Source organism: Lacunimicrobium album, from assembly GCF_052161635.1.
Lineage (GTDB): Bacteria > Planctomycetota > Planctomycetia > Planctomycetales > Planctomycetaceae > SXPC01.
The window spans coordinates 825097-838738 of the sequence record NZ_CP197413.1; the positions used below are offsets into that span (position 1 = coordinate 825097).

The 13642-nt window shown below is 55.1% G+C and carries 11 protein-coding genes; 9 read left to right on the forward strand and 2 right to left on the reverse strand.

The genetic code is table 11. The features are described from left to right. Positions 1-55 precede the first annotated feature (55 nt). The 5 genes from atpH to SH248x_RS03250 all read left to right on the forward strand — a co-directional run bounded on the left by atpH (position 56) and on the right by SH248x_RS03250 (position 5220). Positions 56-694, forward strand: a complete 639-nt coding sequence (atpH, locus tag SH248x_RS03230) for a F0F1 ATP synthase subunit delta (protein ID WP_459557084.1) — start codon at positions 56-58, stop codon at positions 692-694. Further along, entirely contained in the window at positions 645-2198 is a 1554-nt protein-coding gene (atpA, locus tag SH248x_RS03235; protein WP_459557085.1) for a F0F1 ATP synthase subunit alpha, read from the forward strand. Before atpH ends, atpA begins: the two co-directional genes overlap by 50 nt. 70 nt (positions 2199-2268) lie before the next feature. Then, entirely contained in the window at positions 2269-3153 is an 885-nt protein-coding gene (atpG, locus tag SH248x_RS03240; protein ID WP_459557086.1) for a F0F1 ATP synthase subunit gamma, read from the forward strand. Between the two features lie 97 nt (positions 3154-3250). Further along, entirely contained in the window at positions 3251-4699 is a 1449-nt protein-coding gene (gene atpD, locus SH248x_RS03245) for a F0F1 ATP synthase subunit beta (RefSeq protein ID WP_459557087.1), read from the forward strand. 113 nt (positions 4700-4812) lie between these two features. Continuing rightward, on the forward strand, positions 4813-5220 hold the full coding sequence (locus SH248x_RS03250) for a F0F1 ATP synthase subunit epsilon (protein WP_459557088.1): 408 nt from the start codon (positions 4813-4815) through the stop codon (positions 5218-5220). Between the two features lie 150 nt (positions 5221-5370). On the opposite strand, the gene mutS is transcribed toward SH248x_RS03250, so the two are convergent. Continuing rightward, the gene (mutS, locus tag SH248x_RS03255; RefSeq protein WP_459557089.1) at positions 5371-8010 is read right to left on the reverse strand and encodes a DNA mismatch repair protein MutS; all 2640 of its coding nucleotides are present in this window, start codon (positions 8008-8010) and stop codon (positions 5371-5373) included. A gap of 177 nt (positions 8011-8187) precedes the next feature. On the opposite strand from mutS, the gene SH248x_RS03260 reads away from it, so the two are divergent. Then, entirely contained in the window at positions 8188-8766 is a 579-nt protein-coding gene (locus SH248x_RS03260) for an HD domain-containing protein (RefSeq protein WP_459557090.1), read from the forward strand. Positions 8767-8858: 92 nt separating this feature from the next. Here SH248x_RS03260 and SH248x_RS03265 read toward each other — a convergent pair whose 3' ends face one another. Beyond that, positions 8859-10238, reverse strand: coding sequence for a 6-phosphofructokinase (locus SH248x_RS03265; RefSeq protein WP_459557091.1), 1380 nt, complete (start codon positions 10236-10238; stop codon positions 8859-8861). A gap of 59 nt (positions 10239-10297) precedes the next feature. Here SH248x_RS03265 and SH248x_RS03270 point away from each other — a divergent pair, with 59 nt between their 5' ends. The 3 genes from SH248x_RS03270 to SH248x_RS03280 all read left to right on the forward strand — a co-directional run bounded on the left by SH248x_RS03270 (position 10298) and on the right by SH248x_RS03280 (position 13607). Further along, positions 10298-10450, forward strand: a complete 153-nt coding sequence (locus tag SH248x_RS03270; protein ID WP_459557092.1) for a hypothetical protein — start codon at positions 10298-10300, stop codon at positions 10448-10450. Positions 10451-10605: 155 nt separating this feature from the next. Next, positions 10606-11820, forward strand: coding sequence for a S1C family serine protease (locus SH248x_RS03275; RefSeq protein WP_459557093.1), 1215 nt, complete (start codon positions 10606-10608; stop codon positions 11818-11820). A 290-nt stretch (positions 11821-12110) separates the two neighbouring features. Continuing rightward, a complete protein-coding gene (locus tag SH248x_RS03280; RefSeq protein WP_459557094.1) occupies positions 12111-13607 on the forward strand; it encodes a hypothetical protein in 1497 nt (498 codons plus the stop codon). The last annotated feature ends 35 nt before the right edge of the window (positions 13608-13642 follow it).

Below are 13642 nucleotides of genomic sequence, written 5' to 3' on the forward strand. Positions count from 1 at the left end.
CAGCAGGATCCTTCGATCGACCAAGAATCAACTCTGACCCAAAGTCGACGTTCCCATGCAATCAGAAACACTCGAGTCACACGTTCCTTCGGTTCTGGAAGATCCCAGTATCGCTTCACTGGCACGCGTCTATTCCCAGGCGCTGCTTGATGCTGCTGGTGATCAGGCTGAAGTCGTTCTTGGCGAACTCGAATCGTTTATCAAGGACGTCCTCGATCAGAATCGTAAGGCAGAAGCGATTCTGTCTTCGATGGTCATTCCGTCGGAAGAGAAGCAGGCGTTTCTCAAGAATGCGCTTGGTCACTACATGTCGCCAACGTTTGCCAACTTCCTTCAGGTTCTTGGTGAACGTGATCGACTGGGAATTCTCAGACCGATCTATGATGCTGCCCGGACACTGTTCGAGACCCGCTCTGGTAAGCGTCGCGTGACTGTGACACTTGCCACTGAGCCAACTGATGAGCTTCGCCAGCAGATTCAAACACATCTGCAAGGTCAGCTGCCGTTTCAACCCGAAATTCAATATGTCATCGACGAATCGCTCATCGGCGGTATGGTCCTGCGGATCAAAGACACCGTGTACGATTCATCCCTCCGTTCACGCTTAGCCCGTATCAAAGAACAGGTCAGGCAAAGGTACTTGTATGAAATTCAAAGCGGACGAGATCGCTTCAGTACTCCAGAAGGAAATTGAGAACTTCAGCAGCCGTCTGGAGTCTCGTGAAGCCGGCGTCATCACGGAAGTCGGTGACGGGATCGCGCGCTGCTACGGTCTGGCGGAAGCCATGGCTGGAGAAATGGTGGAGATCACCACAAAGGGTGGCGATATCGTGACCGGACTGGTCTTCAACCTGGAGGAGAACTCCGTTGGTTGCATCATTCTGGGTGACTACCTGAAGATCAACGAAGGTGATCAGGTCCGTACAACCGGTGCCCTGCTGTCCGTACCCGTTGGAGAAGCCCTCCTTGGTCGCGTCGTCGATCCTCTGGGGAATCCACGCGATGGAAAAGGTGCGATCGTCACGTCTTCTCGCCGTCCGCTGGAAACGCCTGCCCCGGGGGTCGTTGATCGTCAGCCTGTGAAAGAGCCAATGCAAACAGGGATCAAGGCTGTCGATGCCATGACCCCGATCGGACGCGGTCAGCGCGAACTGATCATCGGCGACCGTAAGACTGGTAAGACGGCGATCGCTCTCGATGCGATCATCAACCAGAAGGGCAAAGACGTCATCTGTATCTATGTTGGCTGTGGCCAACGTGCAGCTGCTGTTGCCTCGGTGGTTGAAGTTCTTCGCGAAAACGACGCAATGGACTACACGATCGTCGTCGCTGCCAACTCTTCGGACCCAGCCTCACAACAATACCTGGCGCCTTATGCCGGTGCAGCCATCGCTGAATACTTCATGTATCAGGGCAAGCATACCCTGATCGTTTACGATGACCTTTCGAAACAAGCCCAAGCTTACCGTCAGCTGTCACTGCTGATGCGTCGTCCTCCAGGCCGCGAAGCCTATCCGGGTGACGTGTTCTACTGCCACAGCCGACTTCTCGAACGTTCTGCCAAGCTCAACAAAGAGCTCGGCGGTGGTTCGATGACTGCTCTGCCAATCATCGAAACTCTCGAAGGCGAAGTTTCTGCCTACATTCCAACCAACGTGATTTCGATCACCGACGGCCAGATCTACCTCGAACCTGACTTGTTCTACTCGGGCGTTCGTCCTGCTGTGAACGTCGGTATTTCGGTCTCACGCGTCGGTGGTAACGCTCAGACGAAGGCGATGAAAAAGGTCGCTGGTGGTTTGAAGCTCGACCTGGCGTCCTTCCGCTCGCTGGAAGCATTCGCTCAGCTCGGTACCGAACTCGATAAGGCATCTCAGACTCAGCTCGATCGCGGTTACCGCATGGTCGAACTGTTGAAGCAGCCTCAGTTCAAGCCGCTGGATGTCGTTGATCAGGTCATCTCGATCTACGCTGGTACCCGCGGTTATTTCGATCAGGTCGCCATCGACAAGGTCCAACAAGCAGAAGCCACACTGCTCTCCTTCATGAAAGAGCAGAAGCCAGAAGTTCGCAACAAGCTGATCGAAACCAACGACCTGTCGTCGGATCTCGAAACTCAGCTGAAGGCTGCTCTGGACGAGTTCCTCAAGCAAAACCTGAAGAACCTGAAAGCTGCTGACGTTCTCGTCACGGCCTAAGGAATCCGGGAAGAATCAACTCTCTGTCTTCCTCTGTGGTGAAACCTCTTAGTCTTAACGATCAAATCCCATGGCCAAAGCTCGTACACTCGTCAAACGACTCAAGGCGGTCCGCAACATCCGCAAGATTACGCGGACGATGGAGCTGATCGCGACGGCGCGCTTCAAGAAAGCCATGGATCGCGCCGTTGAAGCGGAGCAGTACACCAAGAAGATCTCCGAGATCGTCTCTGACCTGGCTGCCACCGATCTGCCGATTTCTCACCCACTGCTGCAAACGCCTCAGCCAGTCGGCAAAGGCGTTTTGCTGGTGCTGACGTCCAATCGTGGTCTGTGTGGGGGGTACAACTCCGCCGTCCTGCGAGCCGTGACACAGTTTCGCCGTCAGCAGAAGCGGGATGGACGCGAACTCGTGATCGAAGTGTCCGGTAAACGCGGCATTTCGTATATGAAGTTCGAAGGCGTCACCTGCCAGAGCCGATTCACTCATTTTGAAGACAAACCAGCCTTTGAAGAAGTCGAGCCTCTGGCTGCACGATACGCGGCGATGTTCATCAATGGTGAAATCGATCGCGTTGATGTTGCCTACACCAAGTTCATCTCTGCATCTCGACAGATCCCGATGATCGATCAGGTTCTGCCATTCAAGTCTCTGGGCGGTCCACAAACGCCGGTCGCGGGAACTGTTGGCGCGAAGGTTGATTACGAATTTCTGCCGTCAGCCGAGTCGATCCTTCAAGAGATCGTTCCAGCTGCTTTCCGAGCCAAACTGTTCAAGTACTTCCTGGATGCAGCCGTCAGTGAGCAGATTGCTCGAATGGTGGCAATGAAGGGAGCAACCGAAAATGCCGACGAAATGATTGGCATTCTCAAGCGTAACTACAACCGAGCCCGTCAGTCGCAGATCACTTCGGAACTGTCCGAAATCATCGGCGGTGCCGCTGCCCTCGAATAAGGCGAGCGGGGAGTGTGAACTCCCTGTGTCTTCATTCGCTGACCACGACTCAAACCAATACAAGACACTTACGATAATCTCAATACCGGGATAACCCATGATCGCACCAACCACCGACCAGCAAGTCAACGGCAAGATCACTCAGATCATCGGCTCGACTTTCGACGTCGAGTTCCCAGAAGGCCACCTGCCAGACATTTACAACGCGCTGAAAGTCGAAGCAACGAGCAAGGGTTTGAATATCCGCGTTGTCGGTGAAGTTCAGCAGCACCTGGGTGGCGGACGTGTCCGCTGCGTTGCTCTGGGTTCAACCGACGGTATGGTCCGCGGCATGACATGCGTCGATACCGGTGCTCCTGTTTCTGTGCCTGTCGGTAAAGAAGCTCTCGGCCGGGTCTTCAATCTGCTGGGTGAGCCAATCGATGGTCGCGGCCCGGTCAACACAACCGAACGCTGGCCAATTCACCGCCAGGCTCCTGGTCTGGAAGACCTCTCTTCAAAGACGGAAGTCTTCGTCACCGGGATTAAAGTGGTCGACCTGCTGACTCCGTTCGTCCGCGGTGGTAAAGCCGGACTGTTCGGCGGTGCGGGTCTGGGTAAGACTGTTATTCTTCAAGAGTTGATTGCCCGTATTGCGTCGTCACACGGCGGTTACTCGGTCTTCGCAGGTGTCGGTGAGCGAACCCGCGAAGGAAACGACCTGTGGCTGGAAATGCAGGAAACACAAATTGGCGATACCGGCCGTGCCGTTATCGAGCAAACCTGCATGGTGTTCGGTCAGATGAACGAGCCGCCAGGTGCACGTCTTCGCGTTGCTCTCTCGGCTCTGACGATGGCCGAGTGGTTCCGCGACACCACCGGAACCGATACCCTGTTGTTCGTCGACAACATTTTCCGCTTCTCACAAGCCGGTTCGGAAGTGTCGGCACTTCTGGGTCGTATGCCATCAGCCGTGGGTTACCAGCCAACGCTGGCCACCGAGCTGGGTGCTCTGCAAGAGCGGATCACGTCGACCAAGAAGGGGGCGATTTCGTCCGTGCAAGCCGTTTACGTCCCCGCGGACGACCCGACGGACCCTGCCCCAGCGACCGCCTTCTCCCACTTGGATGCGTTCATTTACCTCGAACGTAAGATCGCTGAAAAGGGTATCTACCCTGCCATCGATCCACTGGCTTCTTCAAGCCGGATTCTCGACCCGAACTACGTCGGCGAGCGTCACTATCGAGTCGCCCGTCAGGTCCAGAAGATCCTCCAGCGTTACCGCGAACTTCAGGATATCATCGCGATTCTTGGGGTCGACGAACTGTCTGAAGAAGATAAGCAAATCGTTCACCGTGCCCGTCGTATCGAACGCTTCTTCTCTCAGCCGTTCATCGTCGCTGAGGCCTTCACTGGCAAGAAGGGTAAGTACACCCCGCTGGAAGAAACAATCGACAGCTTCGAGCAAATCTGCCGCGGCGATTGGGATCACCTCCCAGAGTCAGCCTTCCTGTACGTCGGTGGCGTTCAAGAAGCCGCCGAAAACGCCAAGAAGATGCAGGGATAGGGCGTAGGTAACAGGGCTTAGGGCTTAGCCGGAAACAACGTTCCAGCTGATCCCATGGCCCCGACCTTGCCTTGTCATACTAAGCCCTAAGCCCCAAACCCTAAGCCCTACCCATGATCGCCGCAAACCATCTCCAACTCGTCGTCATCACGCCCGAGCGGAAGGTCATTGACCAGCAGGCGTTCTCTTTGCAGTTCCCTCTGGAAGACGGCCAGATCGGGATCCTGCCGAGCCGCGCACCGATGGTTGGGCGATTATCGTACGGCGAAATGGTCGTGACCGACGGGACTGGTAAGCATCGCTACTTCATTGATGGTGGTTTCTGCCAGGTGAAGGATTCCGTCGTCACGATTCTGACCGGAGCAGTCACTCTGGTCACCGACCTGAAGATCGAGAAGATCCGCACTCAGATCGCGACCGTCCAGGCTCGTCCTGCAACAACCGGCAGTGAGATGGATCTGAAGAATCAGGAGCTACGCAAGCTCGCTGCTCAACGCTCGTTGCTCGAGCGACGTTTCTAAAATGTGCACGTAGGGTCCGCTGTGCGGACCTTGTATCTGTGTGTTGCTCAATAGAGCCCCAATGCTCTCTTTGCCGTTGATACGCTATCCGGTTTGAATGTCGTTTGACGGTCCGCACAGCGGACCCTACATCGTGAGACAGTGGCGTGATTATTTCGCGTCGGTGGCGAGTTGGCCGAGGAGTTGGAGTGCTTGCAGCGGCGTCAGCATGTTGATGTCGACTTCCCGCAGCTTGGTGACGACGGGATGGTCTTCGGCAGGTATTGAGAAGAGTGAGAGTTGCTTTTGCTTGGACGCTTTCTGACGCGCGGGGACTTTCGGTTTGCCTGCTTCGTCGGTGTGTTCTTCTTCAAGCGTTTTGAGGACTTCCTGGGCCCGTTTGATCACGGTCTGTGGAACGCCGGCCAGTTGGGCGACGTGGATCCCGTAGCTTTTATCAGCTGGCCCGGGAATGATGCGGTGCAGGAAGACGACCTGGCCTTCATGTTCGTGGACCGAGACGTTCCAGTTACTGCAGCGCTTGAGGGTTGTCGTCAGTTGGGTCAGTTCGTGATAGTGAGTCGCAAACATGGCCCGGCAGCGTGTTTCGTCGTGGAGGTGTTCGGTGACAGCCCAGGCGAGAGAGAGTCCGTCGTAGGTGCTGGTCCCGCGACCGATTTCGTCGAGAATCACGAGACTGCTTGACGTGGCTGTGTTGAGAATGCGTGCAGTCTCCGTCATCTCGACCATGAACGTCGATTGACCTTTGCCAAGTTCATCGGAGGCACCGACACGGGCAAAGATCCGGTCTGCAATTCCAATACGCGCGGTCTCCGCCGGGACGAACGAGCCGACTTGAGCCATCAGTGTGATCAGAGCAGCCTGACGGATATAAGTCGATTTACCGGCCATGTTTGGGCCGGTGATGATCTGGATGAGGCCGTGGTCGCCGCCGAGAAGAGCATCATTAGGGACGAATTCACCTGCAGGCAGCAAAACATCGAGAACGGGGTGACGACCGCCATGGATTTCCAGAAGCGTTTCGTTCGTCATTTCAGGCTGACAATAGCGTCGTGATTCTGCCTGCTCGGCGAACCCTGCGAGGACGTCAACGATGGCCATGACTTCTGCGGACAGTTGAAGATCGCCGCAGCAGGTCGCGAGCTCCGTTTTCAGCTGTTCGTAGAATTGGGCTTCGAGTGCGAGGGCCTGCTCATCGGCTCGGAGGACTTTTTCCTCGTACTCTTTGAGTTCCGGCGTGATGAAACGCTCCTGGTTTTTGAGCGTCTGCTTTCGCATGAAGTAATCAGGGATTTTGTCCTGATGGGCCGCGGTGACTTCGAGGTAGTAGCCGAAGACTTTGTTGTAGCCGACTTTGAGATTCGGAATCCCGGTCTTGGCGGCAACATCGGCTTGATACCTCGCGATCCATTGCTTACCGCCAGTCGAGAGATCGCGGAACTCGTCAAGCTGGGCATTGAAACCGGTGCGGATGACGCCGCCGTCAGAGACAGCCAGCGGCGGGTCTTCTGAGAGGGTCGTGATGATACGGCTGCAGACATCGTCACAGAGTCGAAGGTTCGTCGTCTGTTCAGCAATGAGCGGAGATGTGAAACTCTGCAGAAGGGTTTTCAGGTCAGGAAGAATGCTGAGGGTTTTCGCGAGCGAAATCAGATCCTTTGGAGAGCAGCGACCAGTCGCAAGGCGAGCAGTCAGGCGCTGCAGGTCGTAGGTTTGATCGAGCAGGTCGCGCAGACGTTCGCGGCCGGAACGGTCTGTCAGTAATTCGTTGACGGCTGTGTGACGCCGCTGAATTTCGATAATGTCTTTGAGGGGATGGTCGATCCAGTCGCCGAGTTTCCGTGCTCCCATGGGAGTGACGGTTTTGTCGAGGACATCAAGCAAGGTTCCCTGGCGTGCTCCTTCGCGCATCGTGCGGGTCAGTTCGAGACTGCGACGTGTCGCATCATCGATGAGCATGGCTTGGGAATGCTCGAAGCGCCGCAGGGAGAGGATATGGCCGAGGGCCGCTTTCTGCATCTCCTGCACATAAACCAGCAGAACACCAGCGGCAGCCAGAGACAGTGTTTCCTTATCGAGTCCGAAGCCTTCGAGTGATTTCACTTTGAAGTGCTTGCACAAGGCATCGCGGCCGGCGACTTCGCGGAACTCCCAGACCGGGCGGTACGCGAGCGACAGCTTCATTTGTTGCTCTGCGTCTTTGAGCCAGGCCAGACGGGAAAAGCCTTCATCATCCACATGGCGCAGTTCGTCCGAGATAATCAGTTCCGAAGGGCGAATGCGAGCCAGATCATCGAGCAGTTGTGCCGTCGGCAACTCGGTACACCAGAATTCGCCGGTCGAGACGTCGATCCAAGAAACGCCCGCCCGGTCGCCGTTCGTATTGAGTGCCACGGAGGCCAGAAAATTTCGCTGCTTGGGTTCGAGGAGCGAATCGTCGGTGAGCGTTCCTGGCGTGACGATGCGTGTCACTTCACGTCGGACCATTCCCTTGGCTGTTTTGGGATCTTCGACTTGATCGCAGATCGCGACCCGTTTACCAGCGCGGATCAGCTTATGCAGGTAACCTTCAAGGGAATGATACGGGAAGCCCGCCATCGGGACAGGATTGCTGGAGCCCTTGTCCCTGCTTGTCAGCGTGAGTCCCAGGATCTTCGCAGCAATGGCAGCATCTTCATGGAAGAGCTCGTAAAAATCTCCCATGCGGAACAGGAGAATCGCTTCGGGGTTCTGAGCCTTGACCTCGAGATAGCGTTCCATCATCGGGGTCAGTTTGGGAGCATCAGCCATCGAGTTGCCACAGAGAATTGCGAGAAAGAATTGGGAAAACAGACTTTAACGCAAAGCGGTGAAGGCGCAAAGGAAGTGCGAAGCAATCGTTGAGGGAATTGTGCTTAGAATGTGAACCAGCTATCGGCACACTTTGTCATAGTAAATTGAAAACGAAGTCAGAAAGGGAAGTTAACAATGAATGAAGCGGACTTACAACACCGCCTTGATTTCCTTCGCAATGCAGAACGTCTCAAAGATACACTTCGCAGTGGTTTCACAACACAGGGTCAGCAGGAAAGCGTTGCTGAGCATACATGGCGACTATGTCTGTTAGTTATCACGTTCTCGGATCAGTTGGCTCATGTTGATCTACTCAAGCTGCTGAAAATCTGCATTCTTCATGATCTGGGGGAAGCGATCGATGGGGATATCCCTGCGCCCAATCAGGTTGGCCAGGCGGCAAAATCCGAGAAAGAGCGGAATGATTTTCGATCATTACTCACGTCGCTGCCAGAATTTTTACGTGCCGAGTTTCTTTCGCTATGGGATGAGTACGAGCTTGCCAGGAGCCCGGAAGCGGTTGCGGCGAAAGCACTCGACAAAGTCGAGACACTGCTCCAGCACAACCAAGGAACAAATCCGCCTGATTTCGACTATCGCTTTAATATCGACTATGCGCGCGCACATACCGACAGGCTGCCTCTCGCCAAACAAATACGGACGTTTCTGGATGCAGAAACGTCCGCTCATGCTGCAAGGATGGGGCAGATTTAAACATAGGTCAAGCTGCAATGATTTCGAAGGCTTCCCTCATCCGACCTCGAAGAATCGGCCACCTGCTCCCCGAGTGAGAAGGGAATACTTTACTATAGGTAGCGAATTCGCTTATGCACGTCGACGTTGATTGACTGGTAGCGCGATGACAGGTTCCCCGGCAGGAAGATCTCGTTGTGGAGATAGTCGACATCTTCGGGGCCGACAGCATGGTCGAAGATCGGCTTGAGGTAATCGCGACCGAAGATCGACAGGTGCATTCTCTCCTGATCGTATTTGGAGAGGTGAACCGTGCGGGCGTGGATGATCCCCCAGCGGTCACGGAGACGGTTCGCGTCGGTGGATGACACTTCGAAGCCGCGCTCGTCGCAGTACTTGAGAATCGAGATCGAGTTGTTTTCCTGCTTGAGCAGCAGATCGACGGCATGTCCGCCGAGGCTGGCGGCATAGAAACGATCGAAACGAATCGGACGGCCGCCGCGTTGGGTGTGGCCGACCTTCCGTGTGAAGATGGCTTCGTTAGCAGAATCGTGACGACGACGTGAACGGAAGAAATCGTCTCCCAGTCGAATCGTCAGTTCGTTCTTCAAGTGCTCGGCGGCACCGCTCATGATGATATTGCCCGCCGGGTCGAAGCTGCTGGCTTTATCGCCGAAGAGATTTCCGTGTTGATCCCGAATTCCTTCGCCGATCACGATGACACAGTTCTTCTGCAGATCGTAAAGCTGACGGACTCGCTCTTCGAGACGATCCAGGTCGACTGCCACCTCAGGAATCAGAATCATATCCGGCTGGCCGTATGCACAGCCGAGCGAGATGTAGCCTGAGTCGCGACCCATGACTTCGATGATCGCAATGCGTCGGTGAGACTCTGCTGTTGTGCGGACGCGTTGAATCGCCTGAACGGCGACGAAGACGGCGGTCGCATAGCCGGGCGTGGCATAGTTGACGATTTCGTCGCGCTCGATGTGCTTGCGCTCTCCCTCTTTATCGTACTTAAACTTACCATCGTCGTTTTGAGTCCGGGTCCACTCGTATGGCTCTTCGGGGTAGTTCAATCCCAGGTCATTATCAATCGTTTTCGGCGCGAGCACGCAGGGGAAGAATTCTGAGATCGGCTGCATTCCATTGATGGTGCCGTCGCCGCCGATGCAAATCAGGCCTTCGATTCCCATACGGGAAAGCTTCTCGGTTACCCCTTTGAACTCTTCCTTCTTGGCGGGATCAATGTAATGTCGTGACGAACCGATGATCGTTCCGCCCATGTACGGATCGAGTTCGGGAATTGTCTGGTAAAGAGGATTGAGCAGCAGGTGTGGCGCACGAGGATCGAGCAGACCTGAGAAACCTTTGATGATGCCGATGACTTCCACTTCGAGCTGATTGGCTCGTTTGACGGCTCCATCAATCGTGGCGTTCAACGCCGGTGTGTCTCCTCCGGCGGTGAGGATGCCGATGCGTTTCATGCTCATGGTCAGAATTCCTCGCTGGTCTGGCGTTCAATTGAGACTGGCGTCGAGTAGCAATCCGAATGTCGATTCCTGCTTTGAAAAGCAATCAGAAGATCGAGTCCGGTCAGGGCGTCCCGTGGCCGTCGTTGGCAGGTACTGTCGTTGTTGTCCGTAACAAAAATGGGATCGCGTTCCTGATCTCCCTGTCGAGCGGACTGGAGAGATCGTCTTGATCCATATGCTTTGGAATTGTTATGAGTATGACGAACGCCTGACTAAAATTTCAATTGGCGACGTGGCCATTTTGTGCGAGTCTCAAGATTCGCACGGACACATGCATCGATGCCGATTGTTCGGCGTCGTACGAAGAACTGAACAGGGGAATGATATGAAAACGCTCGTGACGAATCTGGCTTGCGCATTCATCGGCGGACTCGTGGCCGTCTGGGCCAGTGGAGGCATGGAGCATTCACGCCCGACAGCAGAAGCAGCCTTATTGCAGACGCAGCTGCCGCCCCTCCCGACCTTGCCTCCGCTGGGGACACCAACTCCTCGGAACGAACAATTTGCCTCGCCTCCCCTCCAACAGGTCGTCGAGGAGTTGACGCAGGAAGAGGCGATCAACATCAGCGTCTACGAAAACGTCAACCAGAGTGTCGTCAACATCACGACGAAAGCCGTCCAGTCGGGCGGGATCTTCATGATGGAACTGAACTCTGAGGGGTCCGGATCAGGTTCAATTCTTGATAAAGAAGGTCACATCCTCACCAACTATCACGTTGTCGAGAACGCCCAGCAAGTCAATGTGACGCTCTACAACGGGGCCAGCTACGAAGCATCCTTCGTCGGGGCAGATCCCATCAACGATATCGCCATCATTAAGATTAAAGCCCCCCAGGAGGAACTCATCCCCGTGATCCTTGGTGACTCGTCAAAGTTGAGAGTCGGTATGAAAATCTTCGCGTTGGGGAACCCTTTCGGCTTTGAACGAACACTGACAACAGGGATTATTTCCAGTCTGAATCGCTCATTGGCGATATACGGATCGCGTACCATCAAGTCGATCATTCAGATTGATGCGGCCGTTAATCCGGGGAACTCCGGCGGACCGTTGCTCGATACGCATTCTCGACTAATCGGCATGAATACTGCGATCGCAACACGCAGTGGGCAAAGCTCGGGAGTCGGCTTTGCGATTCCAGCCAGTCTGATCAAACGAGTCGTTCCCCAGTTGATTGCCCATGGGAAAGTGATTCGACCTGAAAGTGGCATCAGCGCGGTCTTCCAGACGGAAAAAGGTCTCGTCGTGGCCCGCGTACTGCCGAACAGTCCTGCAGAGAAGGCCGGACTGCGTGGCCCTGTCGTGACGCGGACGCGACGTGGCGTCTTTACCGTCGAGAAAGAGGACCGCACGAAGGCGGACAAGATCCTCGAAGTGAATGGCAACAAGGTGAAAACGGCTGATGACTTCCTGTCGGAAGTCGAAGCCAAATCGCCAGGAGATACGATCATCCTGACGATCGAGCGTGACGGCAGACGCCAGCAGCTTCAGCTCTCTCTGACGAGTTCGGAACCCGCGATCGAAGGAACGCCGGTACGCTGACATGTTTTGAAGGATGGTGCGGTCTCATGATGTGTTGACGGAAGTTTTCACGCCGTTAGATCCGCCAGACTCCATGAAAATCGTGTCTCACATGTGGCTGTCCCGCTTGCGAATCGTGCGCCCAGCGACTAAACCTGAACGAGGGGAAGGTACGCCTGCAATGTTGTCAGGCCCTTTTCGCTGACGGCGGTGGGCTTTTCAGGCCGACTTACGCGACGCGACGATGGTCGCCGCGGATCGGAATCATCGCTGTCTGCTTTTGACGATGATCGCATGAAAGCACACCACCGATGAAAGTCCACCAGTTCCTCGATCATCATGGCATTTCGGACAATCCGTTTGCCCAGGAAGATGCTCAGACCGATTCGATCTTCACCCGTCACTGCATCAAGGGGACGCATCACCCCGCCTGGGACAAGATCTTCGGCAAGCCCAACGAGCCTGCCACTTCGGTCGTCTTCGGTGAAAAAGGAGCCGGAAAAACGGCTCTGCGCCTGCAGATGGTCAACGGTGTGTATGACTGGAACCGCGTCAATCCTGAATCACGCACCTGGATGATTCAGTACGAAGACTTCAACCCGTTTCTCGACGCCTTCCGAGACAAGCTGTCTGGATACCGTCGCAAACCAGATCGTGCACTCAAGAGCTGGCAGCTCCTGGATCACATCGACGCGATTCTTTCTCTGGGCGTCACTCGTCTGATCAATGTTCTGCTGGAAAAGAAGCAGCACTTCGACCCGGCTGACCATGTCTCGAAAGACCAGCTGTCTCGTTTAGAACGCACCGACGCCCGCGACCTATTGATCCTCGCTGCTCTTTATGACCGCTCACTGGAAATGACACGCGAACAGCGCTGGGATCTTGTCCGCAATAAGCTCGGCTACTCCGGTTGGACCCGCCTGTGGAATCTCGGCGTTGGTGGGTTGGTGACGGTCGTTGCACCGATCATCTTCTATAAAGTCGGCGGCTTGAACACAGGAAATCAGTGGATGTGGTTAGCGATCGTGCTTCTCATCGGCTGGGCTCCGTACCTCTTCAAGCAGTTGAGATTGTGGTGGAAGGCCTTCCTCATCGATCGCAACGTCCGCATTCTCGATCACAACTCCGGCATGCTGCGACGCGTTCTCGGACGCTTCAATCAGGCTGAACTGGCCGGACAACCTCTCCCAACCAGCAATCGCGGTGATACCCGTTACGAACTGCTCAACAAGTTCCAGTCGATTCTCCATAAACTCGGCTTCACGCAGATGATGATCTTTGTCGATCGCGTTGACGAGCCACACCTGATTGAAGGTGTGCCCGAGCGGATGAAGGATCTCCTCTGGCCGATGTTCGACAACAAGTTCCTAAAGTATCCCGGCATCGGCTTCAAAATGCTTCTTCCAGCTGAGGTCTATCCGCTGCTGCAGCGTCAGGAAAAGCAGTTCTACGAACGCTCCCGCCTGGACAAGCAGAACCTGATCTCTTCGCTCGACTGGTCGGGCGAACGACTCTACGACATCACCAACGACCGCATCCGTGTCTGTTCGCGAAATCCAGACAAGTCAGCATCCATCATGGATCTGTTTGAGCCCACGATGACCAAGGCTGACCTGATCGGCATGTTCGCTCATTTACGTGTTCCACGCCATCTCTTCAAGTTCCTGTATCGCCTGCTGGTCAACCACTGCAGCAAGTACACTGATGAGCAGCCGAGCTATAAGATTTCGCGAGAAACTTTCCAGACAACGCTTGCTGTCTTCGAAAAAGAGCTCGCCGAGTTCGACCGCGGGACCGGGATGATTTAGACTGTGACAATCGTGTGACGGCGTCAACGAATTCT